The sequence below is a fragment of the Enterobacter quasimori genome, from assembly GCF_018597345.1.
Lineage (GTDB): Bacteria > Pseudomonadota > Gammaproteobacteria > Enterobacterales > Enterobacteriaceae > Enterobacter > Enterobacter mori.
Map to the genome: position 1 here is coordinate 1,737,018 of NZ_JAHEVU010000001.1, position 14,656 is coordinate 1,751,673.

General features: G+C 54.8%; 14 protein-coding genes, 2 tRNA genes and 2 rRNA genes. 4 read left to right on the forward strand and 14 right to left on the reverse strand.

What is annotated here, in order from left to right; genetic code table 11:
- Nucleotides 1–7 precede the first annotated feature (7 nt).
- The 6 genes from KK102_RS08355 to dnaQ form a co-directional block, all read right to left on the reverse strand.
- Entirely contained in the window at nt 8–1,522 is a 1,515-nt protein-coding gene (locus KK102_RS08355) for an ABC transporter substrate-binding protein (RefSeq protein WP_216357347.1), read from the reverse strand.
- A 2-nt stretch (nt 1,523–1,524) separates the two neighbouring features.
- Nucleotides 1,525–2,607 (reverse strand): ABC transporter ATP-binding protein, encoded by a 1,083-nt coding sequence (locus tag KK102_RS08360; protein WP_126546473.1) that lies wholly within the window; start codon nt 2,605–2,607, stop codon nt 1,525–1,527.
- On the reverse strand, nt 2,604–3,617 hold the full coding sequence (locus tag KK102_RS08365; RefSeq protein ID WP_216357348.1) for an ABC transporter ATP-binding protein: 1,014 nt from the start codon (nt 3,615–3,617) through the stop codon (nt 2,604–2,606). Before KK102_RS08365 ends, KK102_RS08360 begins: the two co-directional genes overlap by 4 nt.
- Nucleotides 3,614–4,333 carry a FadR/GntR family transcriptional regulator gene (locus KK102_RS08370; RefSeq protein WP_216357349.1) on the reverse strand — a complete coding sequence of 240 codons (720 nt, stop codon included), beginning with the start codon at nt 4,331–4,333 and terminating at the stop codon, nt 3,614–3,616. The genes KK102_RS08365 and KK102_RS08370 overlap by 4 nt, the downstream gene beginning before the upstream one ends.
- Nucleotides 4,334–4,712: 379 nt before the next feature.
- Nucleotides 4,713–4,789: transfer RNA gene (locus tag KK102_RS08375), tRNA-Asp, on the reverse strand.
- 132 nt (nt 4,790–4,921) lie between these two features.
- Nucleotides 4,922–5,653, reverse strand: a complete 732-nt coding sequence (gene dnaQ, locus KK102_RS08380) for a DNA polymerase III subunit epsilon (protein WP_048029949.1) — start codon at nt 5,651–5,653, stop codon at nt 4,922–4,924.
- A 64-nt stretch (nt 5,654–5,717) separates the two neighbouring features.
- Between dnaQ and rnhA the strand changes: the two genes are divergently transcribed.
- Nucleotides 5,718–6,185 carry a ribonuclease HI gene (gene rnhA, locus KK102_RS08385; RefSeq protein WP_008500276.1) on the forward strand — a complete coding sequence of 156 codons (468 nt, stop codon included), beginning with the start codon at nt 5,718–5,720 and terminating at the stop codon, nt 6,183–6,185.
- Here rnhA and KK102_RS08390 read toward each other — a convergent pair whose 3' ends face one another.
- Nucleotides 6,186–6,902: a class I SAM-dependent methyltransferase gene (locus KK102_RS08390; protein WP_045909859.1), complete on the reverse strand. Its 717-nt coding sequence runs from the start codon at nt 6,900–6,902 to the stop codon at nt 6,186–6,188.
- 32 nt (nt 6,903–6,934) lie between these two features.
- Between KK102_RS08390 and gloB the strand changes: the two genes are divergently transcribed.
- Both gloB and mltD read left to right on the forward strand, forming a co-directional pair.
- A complete protein-coding gene (gloB, locus tag KK102_RS08395) occupies nt 6,935–7,693 on the forward strand; it encodes a hydroxyacylglutathione hydrolase (protein WP_216357350.1) in 759 nt (252 codons plus the stop codon).
- A 68-nt stretch (nt 7,694–7,761) separates the two neighbouring features.
- On the forward strand, nt 7,762–9,126 hold the full coding sequence (mltD, locus tag KK102_RS08400) for a murein transglycosylase D (protein ID WP_041951341.1): 1,365 nt from the start codon (nt 7,762–7,764) through the stop codon (nt 9,124–9,126).
- A 53-nt stretch (nt 9,127–9,179) separates the two neighbouring features.
- Here mltD and KK102_RS08405 read toward each other — a convergent pair whose 3' ends face one another.
- The 3 genes from KK102_RS08405 to KK102_RS08415 form a co-directional block, all read right to left on the reverse strand.
- Nucleotides 9,180–9,956 (reverse strand): class I SAM-dependent methyltransferase, encoded by a 777-nt coding sequence (locus tag KK102_RS08405; RefSeq protein WP_126817865.1) that lies wholly within the window; start codon nt 9,954–9,956, stop codon nt 9,180–9,182.
- A gap of 77 nt (nt 9,957–10,033) precedes the next feature.
- Complete coding sequence (locus tag KK102_RS08410; protein ID WP_042717509.1) at nt 10,034–10,834, reverse strand: endonuclease/exonuclease/phosphatase family protein; 801 nt, start codon at nt 10,832–10,834, stop codon at nt 10,034–10,036.
- A gap of 138 nt (nt 10,835–10,972) precedes the next feature.
- Nucleotides 10,973–12,148 carry an MFS transporter gene (locus tag KK102_RS08415; RefSeq protein WP_126546478.1) on the reverse strand — a complete coding sequence of 392 codons (1,176 nt, stop codon included), beginning with the start codon at nt 12,146–12,148 and terminating at the stop codon, nt 10,973–10,975.
- A 104-nt stretch (nt 12,149–12,252) separates the two neighbouring features.
- On the opposite strand from KK102_RS08415, the gene yafC reads away from it, so the two are divergent.
- Nucleotides 12,253–13,167: a DNA-binding transcriptional regulator YafC gene (gene yafC / locus KK102_RS08420; protein ID WP_089600674.1), complete on the forward strand. Its 915-nt coding sequence runs from the start codon at nt 12,253–12,255 to the stop codon at nt 13,165–13,167.
- A 22-nt stretch (nt 13,168–13,189) separates the two neighbouring features.
- Here yafC and dkgB read toward each other — a convergent pair whose 3' ends face one another.
- The 4 genes from dkgB to KK102_RS08440 form a co-directional block, all read right to left on the reverse strand.
- Entirely contained in the window at nt 13,190–13,993 is an 804-nt protein-coding gene (dkgB, locus tag KK102_RS08425) for a 2,5-didehydrogluconate reductase DkgB (protein WP_216357351.1), read from the reverse strand.
- A 163-nt stretch (nt 13,994–14,156) separates the two neighbouring features.
- Nucleotides 14,157–14,233: transfer RNA gene (locus KK102_RS08430), tRNA-Asp, on the reverse strand.
- 56 nt (nt 14,234–14,289) lie between these two features.
- Nucleotides 14,290–14,405: ribosomal RNA gene (gene rrf, locus KK102_RS08435) — 5S ribosomal RNA — on the reverse strand.
- Between the two features lie 70 nt (nt 14,406–14,475).
- Nucleotides 14,476–14,656: ribosomal RNA gene (locus KK102_RS08440) — 23S ribosomal RNA — on the reverse strand; the annotation flags it as partial.

Consider the following 14,656-nt stretch of genomic DNA (forward strand, 5'->3'; position numbering starts at 1 on the left):
AGGACGGTTATTTCGCCAGCGTTAAGCCAGCCAGACGCACAATGCCGTCCGGGTAAGGCTTAAAGCCCTGCACGCTTTTGTTCAGGCCAAAAATGCGCGGCTCGAAGTAGAGGTAGGCAATCGGCATATCGGTCTGCAGCTGCTTCACCACCTTGTCGTACAGCGGCTGGCGTGCGGCCTGATCGGTGCTCTGGCGCGCCTGGGTCAGCCACTCATCAACCTGCGCGTTGCTGTAGCGGCCGTCGTTCAGGGTGCCTTTGCTGTTGATAAAGCCGTAGATGCTGCCGTCCGGATCCGGGCGACCCGACCAGCCGGAGAAGCTCAGCTGATAGTCACCGCTCTGCTGGCGATCCAGCAGCGTGGCGAATTCGGTCATCTGCAGGTTTAGGTTAAATCCGGCCTCGGCCACCATCGCCTGCAGCACCTGCCCAACCTGCTGCGAGGTCGGGTTGTTTGGCACCAGCAGGTTGACGGTCAGCGGCGTGGTCACACCGGCGGCTTTCAGCAGCGCTTTGGCTTTATCGACGTCACGCGGCGGGACCGGCAGGTTAACGTGATACGGGCTGACCGGTGAAAATGCCTGGTTGGCCGGGGTGTAGAGCCCCTCAAAGACCACCTGGTTTAGCGCATCGCGGTCGATGGCCTGCGAGAAGGCCTCGCGTACGCGAGCGTCCTTGAACGGATCGTTCGCCGGTACCTTGCCGTTGTTGATGTTGAAGGTGATGCCCTGATAGCCCAGACCGGTCACCTTCGCCAGCGCCAGCTTGCTGTCGGCTTCGACGGTTTTAACGTCGCTGGCGGCGATGCCTTCGGTCAGGTCGAGATCGCCCGCGCGGAGGTTCGCGAGGCGCACGGAGGCATCCGGGATCGGCAGATAGATAATTTTGTCGAAGTGGTAGGCGTCTTTATTCCAGTAGTTGTCGAAGCGGGTCAGAACGATGCGGTCCTGGGACACGCGGCTGTCGAATTTATACGGGCCGGAGCAGACAGGGTGGGCGGCAAAGTCAGGCTTTTTCGCCGCTTCAGGGGCCATCATTGCGCCCGCGCGGTCGGTGAGCTGCATCAGCAGCGCGGCGTCGGGGGTTTTCAGGTGCAGCGCAATCTGCATCGGGCCGGTGACCTCGACCGATTCAACGGAGGAGATCTCGCTTTTACGCAGGGAGCCTTTTAAGGTCAGGGCGCGGTCGAGGTTGTATTTTGCCGCGGCGGCATCGAATTTCTCACCGTCGTGGAAGGTCACGCCATCGCGCAGATTGAGCGTCAGGGTTTTACCGTCCGCACTCCACGCCCAGTCTTTGGCCAGACCGGGAACAACCTTCAGATTTTCATCCACGTCCACCAGCCTGTCGCACAGGGAGGCAAACACGAAGCGGCCATAGTAGGTGCGCGCCAGATGCGGGTCGAGCATGTCCGGGTCTGCCCCAAGACCGATCCGCAGCACGCTTTCAGAATGGGCGGGCAGCGCCGCGCCAAGCAACATAACACTTCCCAGTACGGTCAAAAGAGAATTACGCATTGTCATTATCATGAGTTCCTTGAAGGAAGGGACGAGTGAGTGGCCGCGTGTTCAAACAGCGCGCGGCGGCGCAGGAAAGCGGCGGATGGCGGAGCAATCTGGATAACGCTGCGATCGCGGTTGATCTCCTGCCAGCGGTGGCAGGCAACCTGACGTCCGCCGTCGAGTACCTGATTAATCGGCTCGACCTGGCGGCATTCTTCGGTAACGTACGGGCAGCGGGTGTGGAAACGGCAGCCGGACGGCGGACTGGCCGGGTTGGGCAGATCCCCCTGCAGCAGCGGCGCGTCGCGCTCAACGCCCGGCTGCATCTGCGGTGCAGACGCAATCAGCGCCTGGGTATAGGGGTGCAGCGGTGCGTCAAAAATCTCATCGACGGTGGCAAGCTCAACGATTTGCCCAAGGTACATGACCGCCACGCGATCGCTCATATGGCGGATCACCGCCAGACCGTGGGCGACAATCACCATCGTCAGCCCCAGCTGGTGCTTCAGGCTTTCCAGCAGGTTGACCACCTGCGCCTGAACGGAGACGTCCAGCGCGGATACCGGCTCGTCACCCAGCAGCAGCTTCGGTCCCGAGGCCAGCGCGCGCGCGATGCCGATACGCTGGCGCTGCCCGCCGGAAAACTCGTGCGGGTAACGCCCGGCCCAGGCGGCAGGCAGACCAACGGTTTTAAGCAGTTCGGCGACGCGGTACTGACGGTCCGCTTTTTTCATGTTCTGATGCAGCCACAGCGGCTCACCGACAATCTGCTCCACCGTCATGCGCGGGTTCAGCGAGGCGAAGGGATCCTGAAAGATAATCTGCAGCTCGCGCCGGAGCTGGTTAAGACGGGCACCGGAGGCGTCGGTGATCTCCTCCCCCTGATAAAACACGCGCCCTTCGCTGGCGGCCAGCAGGCGCAGCAGCAGACGACCGAGGGTCGATTTCCCGGAGCCGGACTCGCCGACAATCGCCAGCGTTTCGCCCGGCATTACCGAAAGTGAGACGCGGTCGACCGCCGTGACAAAGCGTGCCGGGGTAAAGAGCTTTTTCGGACCGGGGAAGCGTTTACTCAGGTCGCGGGCTTCAAGAATGGGGATGGTCATGCGATTTCTCCCAGGGCAATGTGCTGTTCGAGCGGCACGCGGAAGCAGGCAACCTGATGGCCCGCGCCGAGCGTAGTAAGCTGCGGTTTTTCAGCGTGGCAGCGCGTCTGAGCAAACGGGCAGCGCGTTGCGAAACGGCAGCCTTCAGGCATGGATTCCGGCAGCGGTACCGCGCCGGGAATGGTGGAGAGTTGCCCTTTACGCGCCCCAAGAGAAGGAATCGAGCCCATCAGGCCAATGGTGTACGGATGCTGCGGATCAGCGAATATCGCTTCGACGCTCCCCTGCTCCACCACCTGCCCGGCATACATCACGGCGACCTGCTGGGCGACTTCCGCCACCACGCCTAAATCGTGGGTGATCATCAACACCGCCGTGCCGGTTTCCGCTTTCAGGGTGTTGAGCAAGGCGAGGATTTGCGCCTGAATGGTGACATCGAGCGCGGTGGTGGGCTCATCAGCAATCAGCAGTTTAGGGTGGTTGATCAGCGCCATCGCAATCATCACCCGCTGGCGCATGCCGCCGGAGAGCTGATGCGGATAGGCTCTGAGGCGCATCTCTGCCGCCGGGATCTGCACCTTCTCGAGGATCTGCAGCGCGACCTTCATCGCCTCGGCGCGCGAAACGTTCTGGTGGCGTATGACCGCTTCGCTGAGCTGATCGCCCAGCGTAAACGACGGATTGAGCGAGGTCATGGGCTCCTGGAAAATCATCGCCAGCTCGCTGCCCCGCAGATCGGCATATTCCCGCGGCGAGAGCTTGCGCAGGTCATGGCGGCGAAATTGCATCTCACCGCTGACAATCTGCGCGCTGGCGGGCAGTAACCCCATCAGCGCTAATGAGGTGATACTTTTTCCGCAGCCGGACTCCCCCACCAGCGCCAGCGTTTCGCCCGCTTTGACCGTCAGGGAAATGCCGTCAAGCACGCTCACCGGCGAGCCGGAAAACCTGACGTTGAGATTATTCAGCCGCAATACGGGCGTGGCGTCCTTAAAGGGTAGGGTCGTCATAGCGTGAAATCGTCCTCAAGGTGGATCGCCTGAATCAGCGCGGCCTGCAGGCTGAGCAGGTGTTCGCGCATGGCGGCCGCAGCTTCATTAGGCTGGCGATGGATAATCGCCGCCATGATCTTGTGATGGTGGTCGTTATAGCTATCGACACGTTCGGGCGTGCGGGCTAATTCGCGCAGATGCTGCCAGCCCGGTTCACGTCTGACGGCATCAATGGCATCAAACAGGCCGAGCATCAGACGGTTGCCCGCAGCCTCGGCAATCGCCCGGTGAAAGGCGCTATCCCACAGTTCGTTGAGATCGCGGTCATCCGGGCTGACCTTATCGATGCGTTCCAGCATGCGCTGCATAAGCGCGAGGTTTTCCCTGGTGGCACGCAGTGCCGCAAGCCGGGCCAGGCCGGGTTCAAGCTGAAGACGAGCTTCCATCACTTCCAGCAGGTTGGTTTGCTGCACCAGTCCCTGAAGGGCCAGCGGTTCAACAGGTGCTGACGGGCCGATAAAGGTCCCTTTGCCCTGCTTACGCCAGATACGCCCCTCCTCTTCCAGCACATCCAGCGCACGACGGACTTCACGTCGCCCTACGCCAAGAGTGTCCGACAGCTCACGTTCCGTGGGCAGCGGAATGCCTGGTGTTGACTCATGCTGGTTGATTAGCCCGCGCAACTGCTCAAGCGCGGTGCTGGAATTGGCCAGAAACCGTGACGGTTTTTCCATATTGGTTCGCTCGCTTTCATCATTGCTTTATTTTTATTAACGATAAGTTATTGATATGGAATGAAGCTTATCGTGCTAATGATTAAGCAATAACCAAACCAATACGTAATTGGTTCGCTACTTTTTTGGCAAGCGGGAGATAAGCAAATGATTCTGCGTGAATTATTTTTACAGAAAGACACACTCTGAATGCGGTCTGAAGAGAGACATGGTGGCAAAACGCACAACAACAGTGCAAATAACGCACTGAAACCGTGCGATTGTTAATTAATTGCACCATTGATATTAACTTTTTGTTAACGATAAGTGAGAGTATGGGATTACAGAACGCTGAAACGACGAAGGCCTGAATCATTTCTGATTCAGGCCTTCTGAATAGTGGCGGAACGGACGGGACTCGAACCCGCGACCCCCTGCGTGACAGGCAGGTATTCTAACCGACTGAACTACCGCTCCACTGTTCCCGTTTGGGGAACGAGGCGCATAATACGGTGCGCCTCCGATCTCGTCAACGCTTTTTCTCGCGTTTTGAATCGTTTGCTGCAAAAATCGCCCAAACGATGATTTTACAGGCATTCCGGCGTTTTTTCAGGCACGCCAGAGACAGCTGCCGCCCTTCTTCTGCACCAGATCAAGACGGGATTCGTGGTTAAGCAGCTCTTCATCACTGGCTAAAACAACCCGTAGCCGGCTTGCCTGACGGACAACACGTTGAATACCCGCTTCGCCCTGCGTCTGCTGAGACTCATTTTCCATACTGAACTTCATTGACGTCTGCCCGCCGGTCATCGTCAGATAGACATCGGCGAGGATCTGGGCATCGAGCAACGCCCCGTGGAGCGTTCGTTTGGTATTGTCTATCTCGTAGCGCGAACAAAGTGCATCCAGGCTGTTACGCTTGCCGGGGAACATCTTCCTCGCCAGCGCCAGACTGTCTGTTACCTTACAGAAGGTGTTCGTCTTCGGGATATCACGATTAAGCTTGCTGAATTCATAGTCCATAAAGCCGATATCGAACGAGGCGTTATGGATGACAAGCTCGGCGCCCTTGATGTATTCCAGGAACTCGTCAGCCACATCCGCAAACGTCGGCTTATCCAGCAAGAACTCATCGGCAATACCGTGAACGCCGAACGCTTCGGGGTCCACCAGCCGATCGGGCTTGAGGTAGACGTGGAAGTTGTTCCCCGTAAGACGACGGTTCACCACTTCAACGGCGCCGATCTCGATGATCTTATGCCCTTCGTAGTGCGCGCCGATCTGGTTCATACCGGTGGTTTCGGTATCGAGGACGATCTGGCGAGTAATTGCAGTGCTCATAGCGGTCATTTATGTCAGACTTATCGTTTAACTGAACGTTTCAAATACAGGAAGTCTACCAGAGATGCGTAAACAGGTAGAAATTTTCACCGATGGATCTTGTCTCGGCAACCCAGGTCCCGGCGGCTACGGCGCGATTATGCGTTATCGCCAGCACGAAAAAACTTTTAGCGAAGGCTATTTTCTGACCACCAACAACCGGATGGAGCTCATGGCGGCCATTGTGGCGCTGGAGGCGTTAAAAGAACATTGTGACGTGGTGTTAAGTACCGACAGTCAGTACGTCCGCCAGGGAATTACCCAGTGGATCCATAACTGGAAAAAACGCGGCTGGAAGACTGCCGATAAGAAACCGGTCAAGAACGTCGATCTCTGGAAACGTCTTGATGCTGCGCTGGGCCAGCACCAGATTAAGTGGGAGTGGGTTAAAGGGCACGCCGGCCATCCGGAAAACGAACGCTGTGACGAGCTGGCGCGTGCGGCGGCCGCTAACCCTGCGCATGAGGACGCGGGCTATCAGCCTGAATCCTGATCACGGCTTTTTGTATTGCCGCGTGGCGCCAACGGTCTGACGGATTGGCGTTTTCGATTTGCTCTGCTTCATGGGATTAAGCGTAAGGGGAATGGTTCGCTTACGCGCGACGATAAACTGCATGCAGCCTAAGGCAGGCAAATGCGTGCTCAACAAGACGCCCCCCTGCCGCGCCCAGGGCAGCACCTGAAAACCGCCGTAGCAGAGCACTTCGAAGTTCAGCAGTGACAGCCAGTCGAGCTGGCGCATCATGGTAAACATCCGGCTGTTGTAAGGCGGCGTCCGACGCAGCACCGGTACCAGCTTACGCAGGCCCATCAGGCTCAGCGGATTGAATCCGCTCAGTACCAGCCAGCCGTCATCAATCAGCACGCGATCGGCTTCGCGAAGCAGACGGTGCGGATCGCTGCACCAGGGTAACGTATGTGCGAGCAAACACGCATCAACGGATTTTTCCGCAAACGGCAGATGTAACGGGTCTGCTTTCACCTGAACCGGCGATCCGCCGAGAGAGACGTTGACCTGATGCGAGATAGCGCAGCTTTCGGTATTGATTTCCGCGCTGAGATTGCCAATCTTAAGCAGGTGAAAGCCATACATTTTCGCCAGCCAGGGCTTCAGCTGTTGCTCTAACGCTTCGCGATAGTATTCACCCCAGGGCAATTCCGCCCAACGTTCCGGTGCTGCGACAGTCTGAGGTATCCTTGCCGGTTTCATCAACACACCCGCCACGCTATTAGAGGTAATGTATGAATCTTATCAGTATTTCCGCTTTTGAGGACAATTACATCTGGGTTTTGGTGGACGATGAACGTCGATGCGTCATTGTCGATCCCGGAGAATCCGCCCCCGTACTGCGCGCAATAAAAGAGAACGGCTGGCAGCCGGAAGCCATTCTGTTGACGCATCACCATCACGATCATACGGGCGGCGTGCCTGAACTGCGCGCCCACTTTCCGCATGTTGTGGTATACGGACCGGCAGAGGCACAAGATAAGGGACTCACGCAAGTAGTCGAAGAAGGCGAAAAAATCCTCATACGTGAGTGGGAGTTTTCCGTATTTGCTACACCGGGTCACACTTTGGGACATCTGTGTTTCTACAGTAAGCCTTATCTTTTTTGCGGCGACACGCTGTTCTCCGGAGGCTGCGGAAGACTGTTTGAAGGCACACCAGCACAAATGTATCAGTCTTTACAGAAGATTAACGCATTACCCGATGATACCGTTATTTGTTGCGCGCATGAGTATACATTAGGAAATATGAAGTTTGCCGTCAGCCTGTTGCCTGAGGATCGGGCGATTCAGGATTATTATCACAAAGTGAAGGAGTTACGTGCAAAAAACCAAAAAACACTCCCCGTAATTCTGAAAAATGAGCGCCAAATTAATTTATTTTTACGAACAGATGATATTGATTTAATTAATAAAATTAACCAAGAAACAAAGTTGCAACAACCAGAGCAGCGTTTTGCATGGTTAAGGTCAAAGAAAGATAACTTCAGATAATTGCGGGTTGCCTTTTCAAAATTTCGCCGTTATCATCGCTCGTCTTTTAAGCAACTATTGACACACACATGAAGGCAAAAGCGATATTACTCGCCTCTGTCCTGCTTGTAGGTTGCCAGTCGCAAAATGGCAGCAACGTACAACAGCACGCACAGAGCCTTTCTGCAGCTGGTCAAGGGGAAGCAGGGAAGTTTACAAGTCAGGCGCGCTGGTTGGACGATGGGACATCTTTCGCGCAGGAACAAGACTTGTGGGCCTCTATTGGCGACGAGCTAAAGATGGGAATTCCGGAAAACAGCCGGATTCGCGAACAGAAGCAGAAGTATTTAAGAAATAAGAGCTATCTCCACGATGTAACGTTACGGGCAGAGCCGTATATGTACTGGATAGCCGGGCAAGTTAAGAAACGTAACATGCCTATGGAGCTGGTACTCCTACCCATAGTGGAGAGCGCTTTTGACCCACACGCAACGTCTGGCGCCAATGCCGCGGGCATTTGGCAGATCATTCCGAGCACTGGGCGCAATTATGGTTTGAAACAGACCCGCAGCTATGATGCGCGTCGTGATGTTGTCGCTTCAACGACAGCCGCTCTCGACATGATGGAACGTCTGAACAAGATGTTTGACGGTGACTGGTTGTTAACGGTCGCTGCGTATAACAGCGGCGAAGGTCGTGTACTGAAGGCAATGAAAGCGAACAGAGCGCGTGGTAAATCTACCGATTTCTGGTCGCTCTCACTGCCACAGGAAACCAAGGTTTACGTACCGAAGATGCTGGCCCTGAGCGATATTCTCAAGAACAGCAAGCGTTACGGTGTACAACTGCCAACACCAGACGAAAGTCGTGCACTGGCGCGCGTTCGCCTCAGCAGCCCGGTTGATATTCAACAGGTTGCCGATATGACGGGTATGTCGGTCAGTAAACTGAAAACCTTTAACGCAGGCGTTAAGGGCTCAACCCTGGGAGCAAATGGCCCACGGTATGTGATGGTTCCGCAGAAGCATGCTGAACAATTACGTGAGTCTCTGGCTTCTGGTGAGATTGCCGCCGTTCAGTCTACGCTGATCGCCGATACGTCTCCCGTGTCCAGCCGCAGCTATAAGGTGCGTTCAGGTGATACGCTTTCGGGCATTGCATCACGTCTTGGCGTGAATGCGAAAGATCTGCAGCAGTGGAATAACCTGCGCAGCTCCGGTCTGAAAGTGGGTCAAACTCTGACGGTGGGTGCGGGTAGCAGCGCACAGCGTCTTGCCAGGAACAGCGACAGTATTACCTATCGCGTTCGTAAGGGTGATTCGCTGTCCAGTATCGCAAAACGTCACGGCGTGAACATCAAAGATGTAATGCGCTGGAATAATGATACAGACAATCTGCAACCGGGTGACCAGCTAACGCTGTTTGTGAAAAACAGCGCGACGCCAGACTCCTGATGAGACATTCCTGAGATAAAAAGGCACCGATTCCCCTCGGTGCCTTTTTTGTTTTAACCCGCCTTTTGCGCTTCAGCCATAATGGTGTCGCTGGTGAACGAGCCATCTTCCTGCAGTTCAAAGTAAGCCTTCACTTCCGCAGATGCGCTTTCCTGATATATACGAATCGCCCGGCTCAGCGCTTCCGGCGTGCGCATACGTGCGATCCAGGCGTTATATTCCAGCGGCAAGCGGTCTGTTATCAGCGAGCGGGAAATCAACCCGGCCTCCGTAATCAGCGATAACCATTGACCGCTGGAGTAGTTCTGCACGTGGGAGGTGTCGCGCAGCGCTTCAACCGTTTGCAGCCAGATATCCCGCACCGGATGACCCGGAGACATGACGTCCATAATGATGAACACGCCTCCCGGCTTCAATACGCGCTTCACTTCCCGTAAGGCCTGGCCGACATCATGCCAGTGGTGGGCGGAATAGCGGCTAATGACCACATCAAACGACGCATCGTCAAAAGGCAAAGATTCGGCGTAGCCCTGGCGCGTAGCCACGTTGCTCAGCCCTTTGGCTTTTGCAGCCTCTGCGACCACCTCGAGCATCTGGCTGGATAAATCATACGCGGTCACCTGTGCCACCTGCTGTGCGGCCGTAAAGCTTGCATGCCCTGCTCCACAGCCTAAATCCAGCACGTGTGCCTGTGGGAATGCTGCCAGACGCTCACCGAGACGCACCAGATCGCGCCCAGACGCATGCACGGCGCTGCTCAGATAGGCACTTGCCTGAGAACCAAACTGTTTTTCTACGTTGTCATGATGGGTGTGTGTTGTTGTTGTCATCGTACTGTCCTTTTGTTGGTTAAAAAATAAAGGGCAGCACCCGCAGAGGCCTGCCCCACGGCAGACCTGACGCACCATTATTTATCAGGTTTGCCGGGACTGAATTCAACGAGTAGAGGATTGTGATCGGAAGCGCGCGTCACCAGAACGGAGGCATCATGCACATTCAAACCACGATAGAAGACAAAATCGAGAGGACGGCCAAAGGCCTTCTTGCGCTGATCGTCGCTAAAACGGACCTCACGCAGCGACATTTCACGCGCAAAGCGATACAGCGCATTCATGCGCGGGCGGCTCCAGGCATTAAAGTCCCCGGCCATAATGATCGGCCCGCTGTGATGAGCTATCTGATCGCCTATTGGTAGTAACTGCTTACTATACACATCCACCCCCAGGCTAAAGTTCACCGCATGGATGTTTACCACCATCAACAGGCGCGTATCCGGTAACGGATAGACCGTCACCAGCGCCGACTTGGCCAGGCGCAGAATCGGCTCACGTTCACGCAGCGGGCAGCAATAGACCGGATGCGCAGCTGAAAGGGTCATCACCCCCGACGGGTGCTGCGGTAAGACGAACGCTGGAACCTGATCGGCGGCAAGATAGTTAGTCGTTGCAAACCTGACCAGCTCCGGCGTGGTTTGTGCCTCTTGCAAGAGAACCAGATGCGCATCTTTACCGAAATTCTTCAGTACGGATAACCACTCCGCACGCTGCTGCTTGAAGATGTTCCAGACCAGTACCCTGATTTTTTCATCACTGCTCAAGGGTGTACCGGCCGGCAATGCCTGGCTAAGGCTCGCAAACGACCCCGGAGGCAAAATCCTCTCCGCGGGCATTCCGGCAACATAACGCATGGCATAGGTATTTTTTCGCACTTTTGGAAACAGCCTCTATAACGTGAACCAGCCCGGAAAAACGGACTGGTTCTAATGTTATAGGGATTTTAGGTCACACTTTCAACGCAATTACTGAGAAACCGCTTTCCAGTTTTGTAAGCAAGCACTTACTGCTACTTACCCAAGCGCCACGCGAGCCGGTTTATCAAGCCGTCCGCTGAGGCCAATCAGCAGGAAAGCGACAAGCACAATGACCGCACCGATCCAAGGCGTTTGGGTTAACCCGAAGTGTTCTACGGTTTGTCCGCCTACGATGGAACCGATCGCGATACCGATATTGAATGCGGCAATGTTCAGGCCCGATGCAACATCTACCGCATTTGGCGTATACAGTTCGGCCTTTTGCACCACGTACACCTGCAGGCCCGGCACGTTACCAAAGGCGAAGATCCCCATAACCAGCACGGTGATCAGCGCGGCGTACTGGATCGATGCGGTGAACTGGAAAATCATCAGCAGAACAACCAACGCTGCGAAGATAAATTTAAGAGCCGGTACCGCACCATGCTTATCCGCAAGTTTGCCGCCCCAGATGTTACCAATCGCGACAGAAATACCGTAGCCCAGCAAAATCCAGCTTACTGCCGCTGGGGAGAATCCCGCCAGATCCTGCATCATGGGTGCCAGGAAGGTGAAAGCAGTAAACACGCCACCATAGCCAAGAGCCGTAACGGCGTAAATGATCAGCAAACGCGGATGCGTGAGCACCTTCAACTGATCGCTCAGGCTTGCGCTCGCCCGGCCAGGGATATTGGATGGCACCAACAGCATACTGGCGACCAGGGCAATCACGCCCAGCAGTGATACGGCAAGGAAAGTTTCACGCCAGCCAAAATGTTGGCCAATAAAGGTACCTAACGGCACCCCAGTGACCAACGCAACGGTTAACCCACCAAACATGATGGCGATAGCGGATGCGGCTTTCTCTTTAGGCACCAGGCTGGTTGCAATGGTTGAACCGATGGAGAAGAACACGCCATGCGCCAGGCCGGTCAGCAGGCGGGCAATCACCAGCGTGGTGTAGTCCGGCGCCTGCCAGGCCAGCAGGTTGCCAGCGGTGAAGAGCACCATCAGGGCAACTAACAGCTGTTTACGCGGGAAACGCCCTGTCAGCGCGGTCAGTACAGGTGCACCAACAGCAACACCCAACGCATAGATTGACACCAGCAAGCCCGCTGAAGGGAGCGAGATGGCAAGTTGATTAGCGATGGTAGGAACCAGTCCGACAATAACGAACTCGGTCGTGCCTATCGCAAAGGCACTGATCGTGAGGGCAAGTAGCGCCAGTGGCATAAAATACTCCGTCTTTACAGGATTAAGATGACAGGAAGTATGCGCCAATGCTTAAATAACAAAAATGGTCAGAATATCAATTGAATTTTGCAGGTGGTGCAACAATGAAAGCAACCTCGGAAGAGCTAACAATCTTTGTCGCCGTCGTCGAGAGCGGTAGCTTTAGCCGCGCAGCGGAACAGCTGGGTCAGGCAAATTCCGCGATCAGTCGCTCGGTGAAAAAGCTGGAGATGAAGCTTGGGGTGAGCTTGCTCAATCGAACAACACGACAGCTAAGCCTGACGGAAGAAGGTGAGCGTTATTTCCGCCGCGTGCAGTCCGTCCTGCAGGAGATGGCCGCAGCGGAGACAGAGATTATGGAATCGCGCAGCACACCGCGTGGATTGCTGCGTATCGATGCGGCAACACCTGTGGTTCTGCATTTTCTGATGCCGCTGATTAAGCCCTTCCGCGAACGTTATCCAGAGATGACGTTATCGCTGGTCTCCTCCGAAACCTTTATCAATCTTATTGAACGCAAAGTTGATGTCGCGATCCGGGCGGGAACCCTGACTGATTCAAGCTTACGTGCTCGCCCTCTCTTTGCCAGCTACCGTAAAATCATCGCGTCGCCGCAGTATATTGCTGAGCATGGAAAGCCCGAAACGGTAGAAGAGCTGGCGCAACATCTGTGTCTGGGCTTTACGGAACCGGTGTCGCTAAATACCTGGCCTGTCGCCTGTCATGATGGTCAGCTTCATGAAATTACCTGCGGATTATCCTCAAACAGCGGGGAAACGCTAAAACAGCTGTGCCTTACCGGAAATGGTATCGCCTGTTTGTCTGATTACATGATTGATAAAGAGATCGCTCGCGGAGAGCTTGTGGAGCTGATGGCAGATAAACGTCTGCCGGTAGAGATGCCTTTTAGCGCGGTTTATTACAGCGACAGAGCCGTCAGTACACGTATTCGTGCCTTTATCGACTTCCTGAGCGAACATATAAAAACAGCTCCCGAAGGAGCTGTGCGAGGATTTTAGAATACAGAGGGTTGGGTCAATATTAATCCCAGTTCGGCGCTAACCCTTCCGGGCTCACCAGACGATCGTTGCAATCCAGTGCCGCGATCGCTTTTTTATCATCTTCGTCCAGCTTGAGATCCAGTGCTAACAGGTTGCTTGCCAGGTTTTCACGCTTGGTTGAGGACGGGATCACGGCATAACCTTCACCCATTGCCCATGCCAGGATCACCTGGGCCGCTGTCGCGTTGTGTTTCTCCGCGATACGGGTAATCACCTCATCTTTCAGCGCTTTACCGTACGCCAGCGTCATGTAAGAAGTAATATGGATACCGTGCTGTTTTGCCCAGTCCACCACTTTGCGGTTTTGCAGGTATGGGGACAGTTCAATTTGGTTGGTCGCAATATTTTCTGCGCCAACAGCAGCAATCGCTTTTTCCATCAGCGGGATAGTAAAGTTGGAGATACCAATTTTGCGCGTTAGGCCCTGCTTTTTCGCTTCCAGCAGCGCCTGCATGAATTCTTCCACCGAGACGGCATCATTCGGAGATGGCCAGTGAATCAGCGTCAGGTCCACATAGTCAGTACGCAGTTTTTTCAGGCTCTCTTTCAGGCTTGGGATCAGCTTATCTTTACTGAGATTCTCAATCCAGATCTTGGTGGTGATGAAAAGGTCGCTGCGCAGTACGCCGCTCTCTTCGAGCGCCTGGCCTACAGCCGCTTCGTTTTCATAAATCTGCGCCGTATCAACGGTGCGATAGCCAAGTTCAAGTGCAGTTTTTACAGATGCAATTACAACGTCGTCTTTCAGGCGGAAAGTGCCCAGACCAAATGCAGGGATAGTCATATTATTCCTCGTTAATCATTATGTTCGTAAACTGAGGAAGATTATCGCGGGTGCTGTTATGAAGAAAAAGAGCGCAGAAAGCAGAGGATTTTTGCTAATTTCGCAATAATTAAACGGCAGATAAGAAAAAAGCCCTGAGCGTTAGCTCAGGGCTTTTAATAAGTGGCGGAACGGACGGGACTCGAACCCGCGACCCCCTGCGTGACAGGCAGGTATTCTAACCGACTGAACTACCGCTCCACCGAAGACTGCTTGTAACCACCGGATTAATGCACCGGCTTACTACTTAATTTGATGCCTGGCAGTTCCCTACTCTCACATGGGGAGACCCCACACTACCATCGGCGCTACGGCGTTTCACTTCTGAGTTCGGCATGGGGTCAGGTGGGACCACCGCGCTAAAGCCGCCAGGCAAATTCTGTTTAATCTGTATCAGGCTGAAAATCGTGTCTGTCTCTTCGCCAAAACATCTTCGGCGTTGTAAGGTTAAGCCTCACGGTTCATTAGTATCGGTTAGCTCAACGCATCGCTGCGCTTACACACCCGACCTATCAACGTCGTCGTCTTCAACGTTCCTTCAGGAGACTTAAAGTCTCAGGGAGAACTCATCTCGGGGCAAGTTTCGTGCTTAGATGCTTTCAGCACTTATCTCTTCCGCATTTA

What these genes read in the sequence shown, in the direction of transcription:
- KK102_RS08355 (WP_216357347.1), bottom strand. Translation starts at nt 1,522, where the DNA reads ATGACAATGCGTAATTCTCTTTTGACCGTACTGGGAAGTGTTATGTTG.
- KK102_RS08360 (WP_126546473.1), bottom strand. Translation starts at nt 2,607, where the DNA reads ATGACCATCCCCATTCTTGAAGCCCGCGACCTGAGTAAACGCTTCCCC.
- KK102_RS08365 (WP_216357348.1), bottom strand. Translation starts at nt 3,617, where the DNA reads ATGACGACCCTACCCTTTAAGGACGCCACGCCCGTATTGCGGCTGAAT.
- KK102_RS08370 (WP_216357349.1), bottom strand. Translation starts at nt 4,333, where the DNA reads ATGGAAAAACCGTCACGGTTTCTGGCCAATTCCAGCACCGCGCTTGAG.
- dnaQ (WP_048029949.1), bottom strand. Translation starts at nt 5,653, where the DNA reads ATGAGCACTGCAATTACTCGCCAGATCGTCCTCGATACCGAAACCACC.
- rnhA (WP_008500276.1), top strand. Translation starts at nt 5,718, where the DNA reads ATGCGTAAACAGGTAGAAATTTTCACCGATGGATCTTGTCTCGGCAAC.
- KK102_RS08390 (WP_045909859.1), bottom strand. Translation starts at nt 6,902, where the DNA reads ATGAAACCGGCAAGGATACCTCAGACTGTCGCAGCACCGGAACGTTGG.
- gloB (WP_216357350.1), top strand. Translation starts at nt 6,935, where the DNA reads ATGAATCTTATCAGTATTTCCGCTTTTGAGGACAATTACATCTGGGTT.
- mltD (WP_041951341.1), top strand. Translation starts at nt 7,762, where the DNA reads ATGAAGGCAAAAGCGATATTACTCGCCTCTGTCCTGCTTGTAGGTTGC.
- KK102_RS08405 (WP_126817865.1), bottom strand. Translation starts at nt 9,956, where the DNA reads ATGACAACAACAACACACACCCATCATGACAACGTAGAAAAACAGTTT.
- KK102_RS08415 (WP_126546478.1), bottom strand. Translation starts at nt 12,148, where the DNA reads ATGCCACTGGCGCTACTTGCCCTCACGATCAGTGCCTTTGCGATAGGC.
- yafC (WP_089600674.1), top strand. Translation starts at nt 12,253, where the DNA reads ATGAAAGCAACCTCGGAAGAGCTAACAATCTTTGTCGCCGTCGTCGAG.
- dkgB (WP_216357351.1), bottom strand. Translation starts at nt 13,993, where the DNA reads ATGACTATCCCTGCATTTGGTCTGGGCACTTTCCGCCTGAAAGACGAC.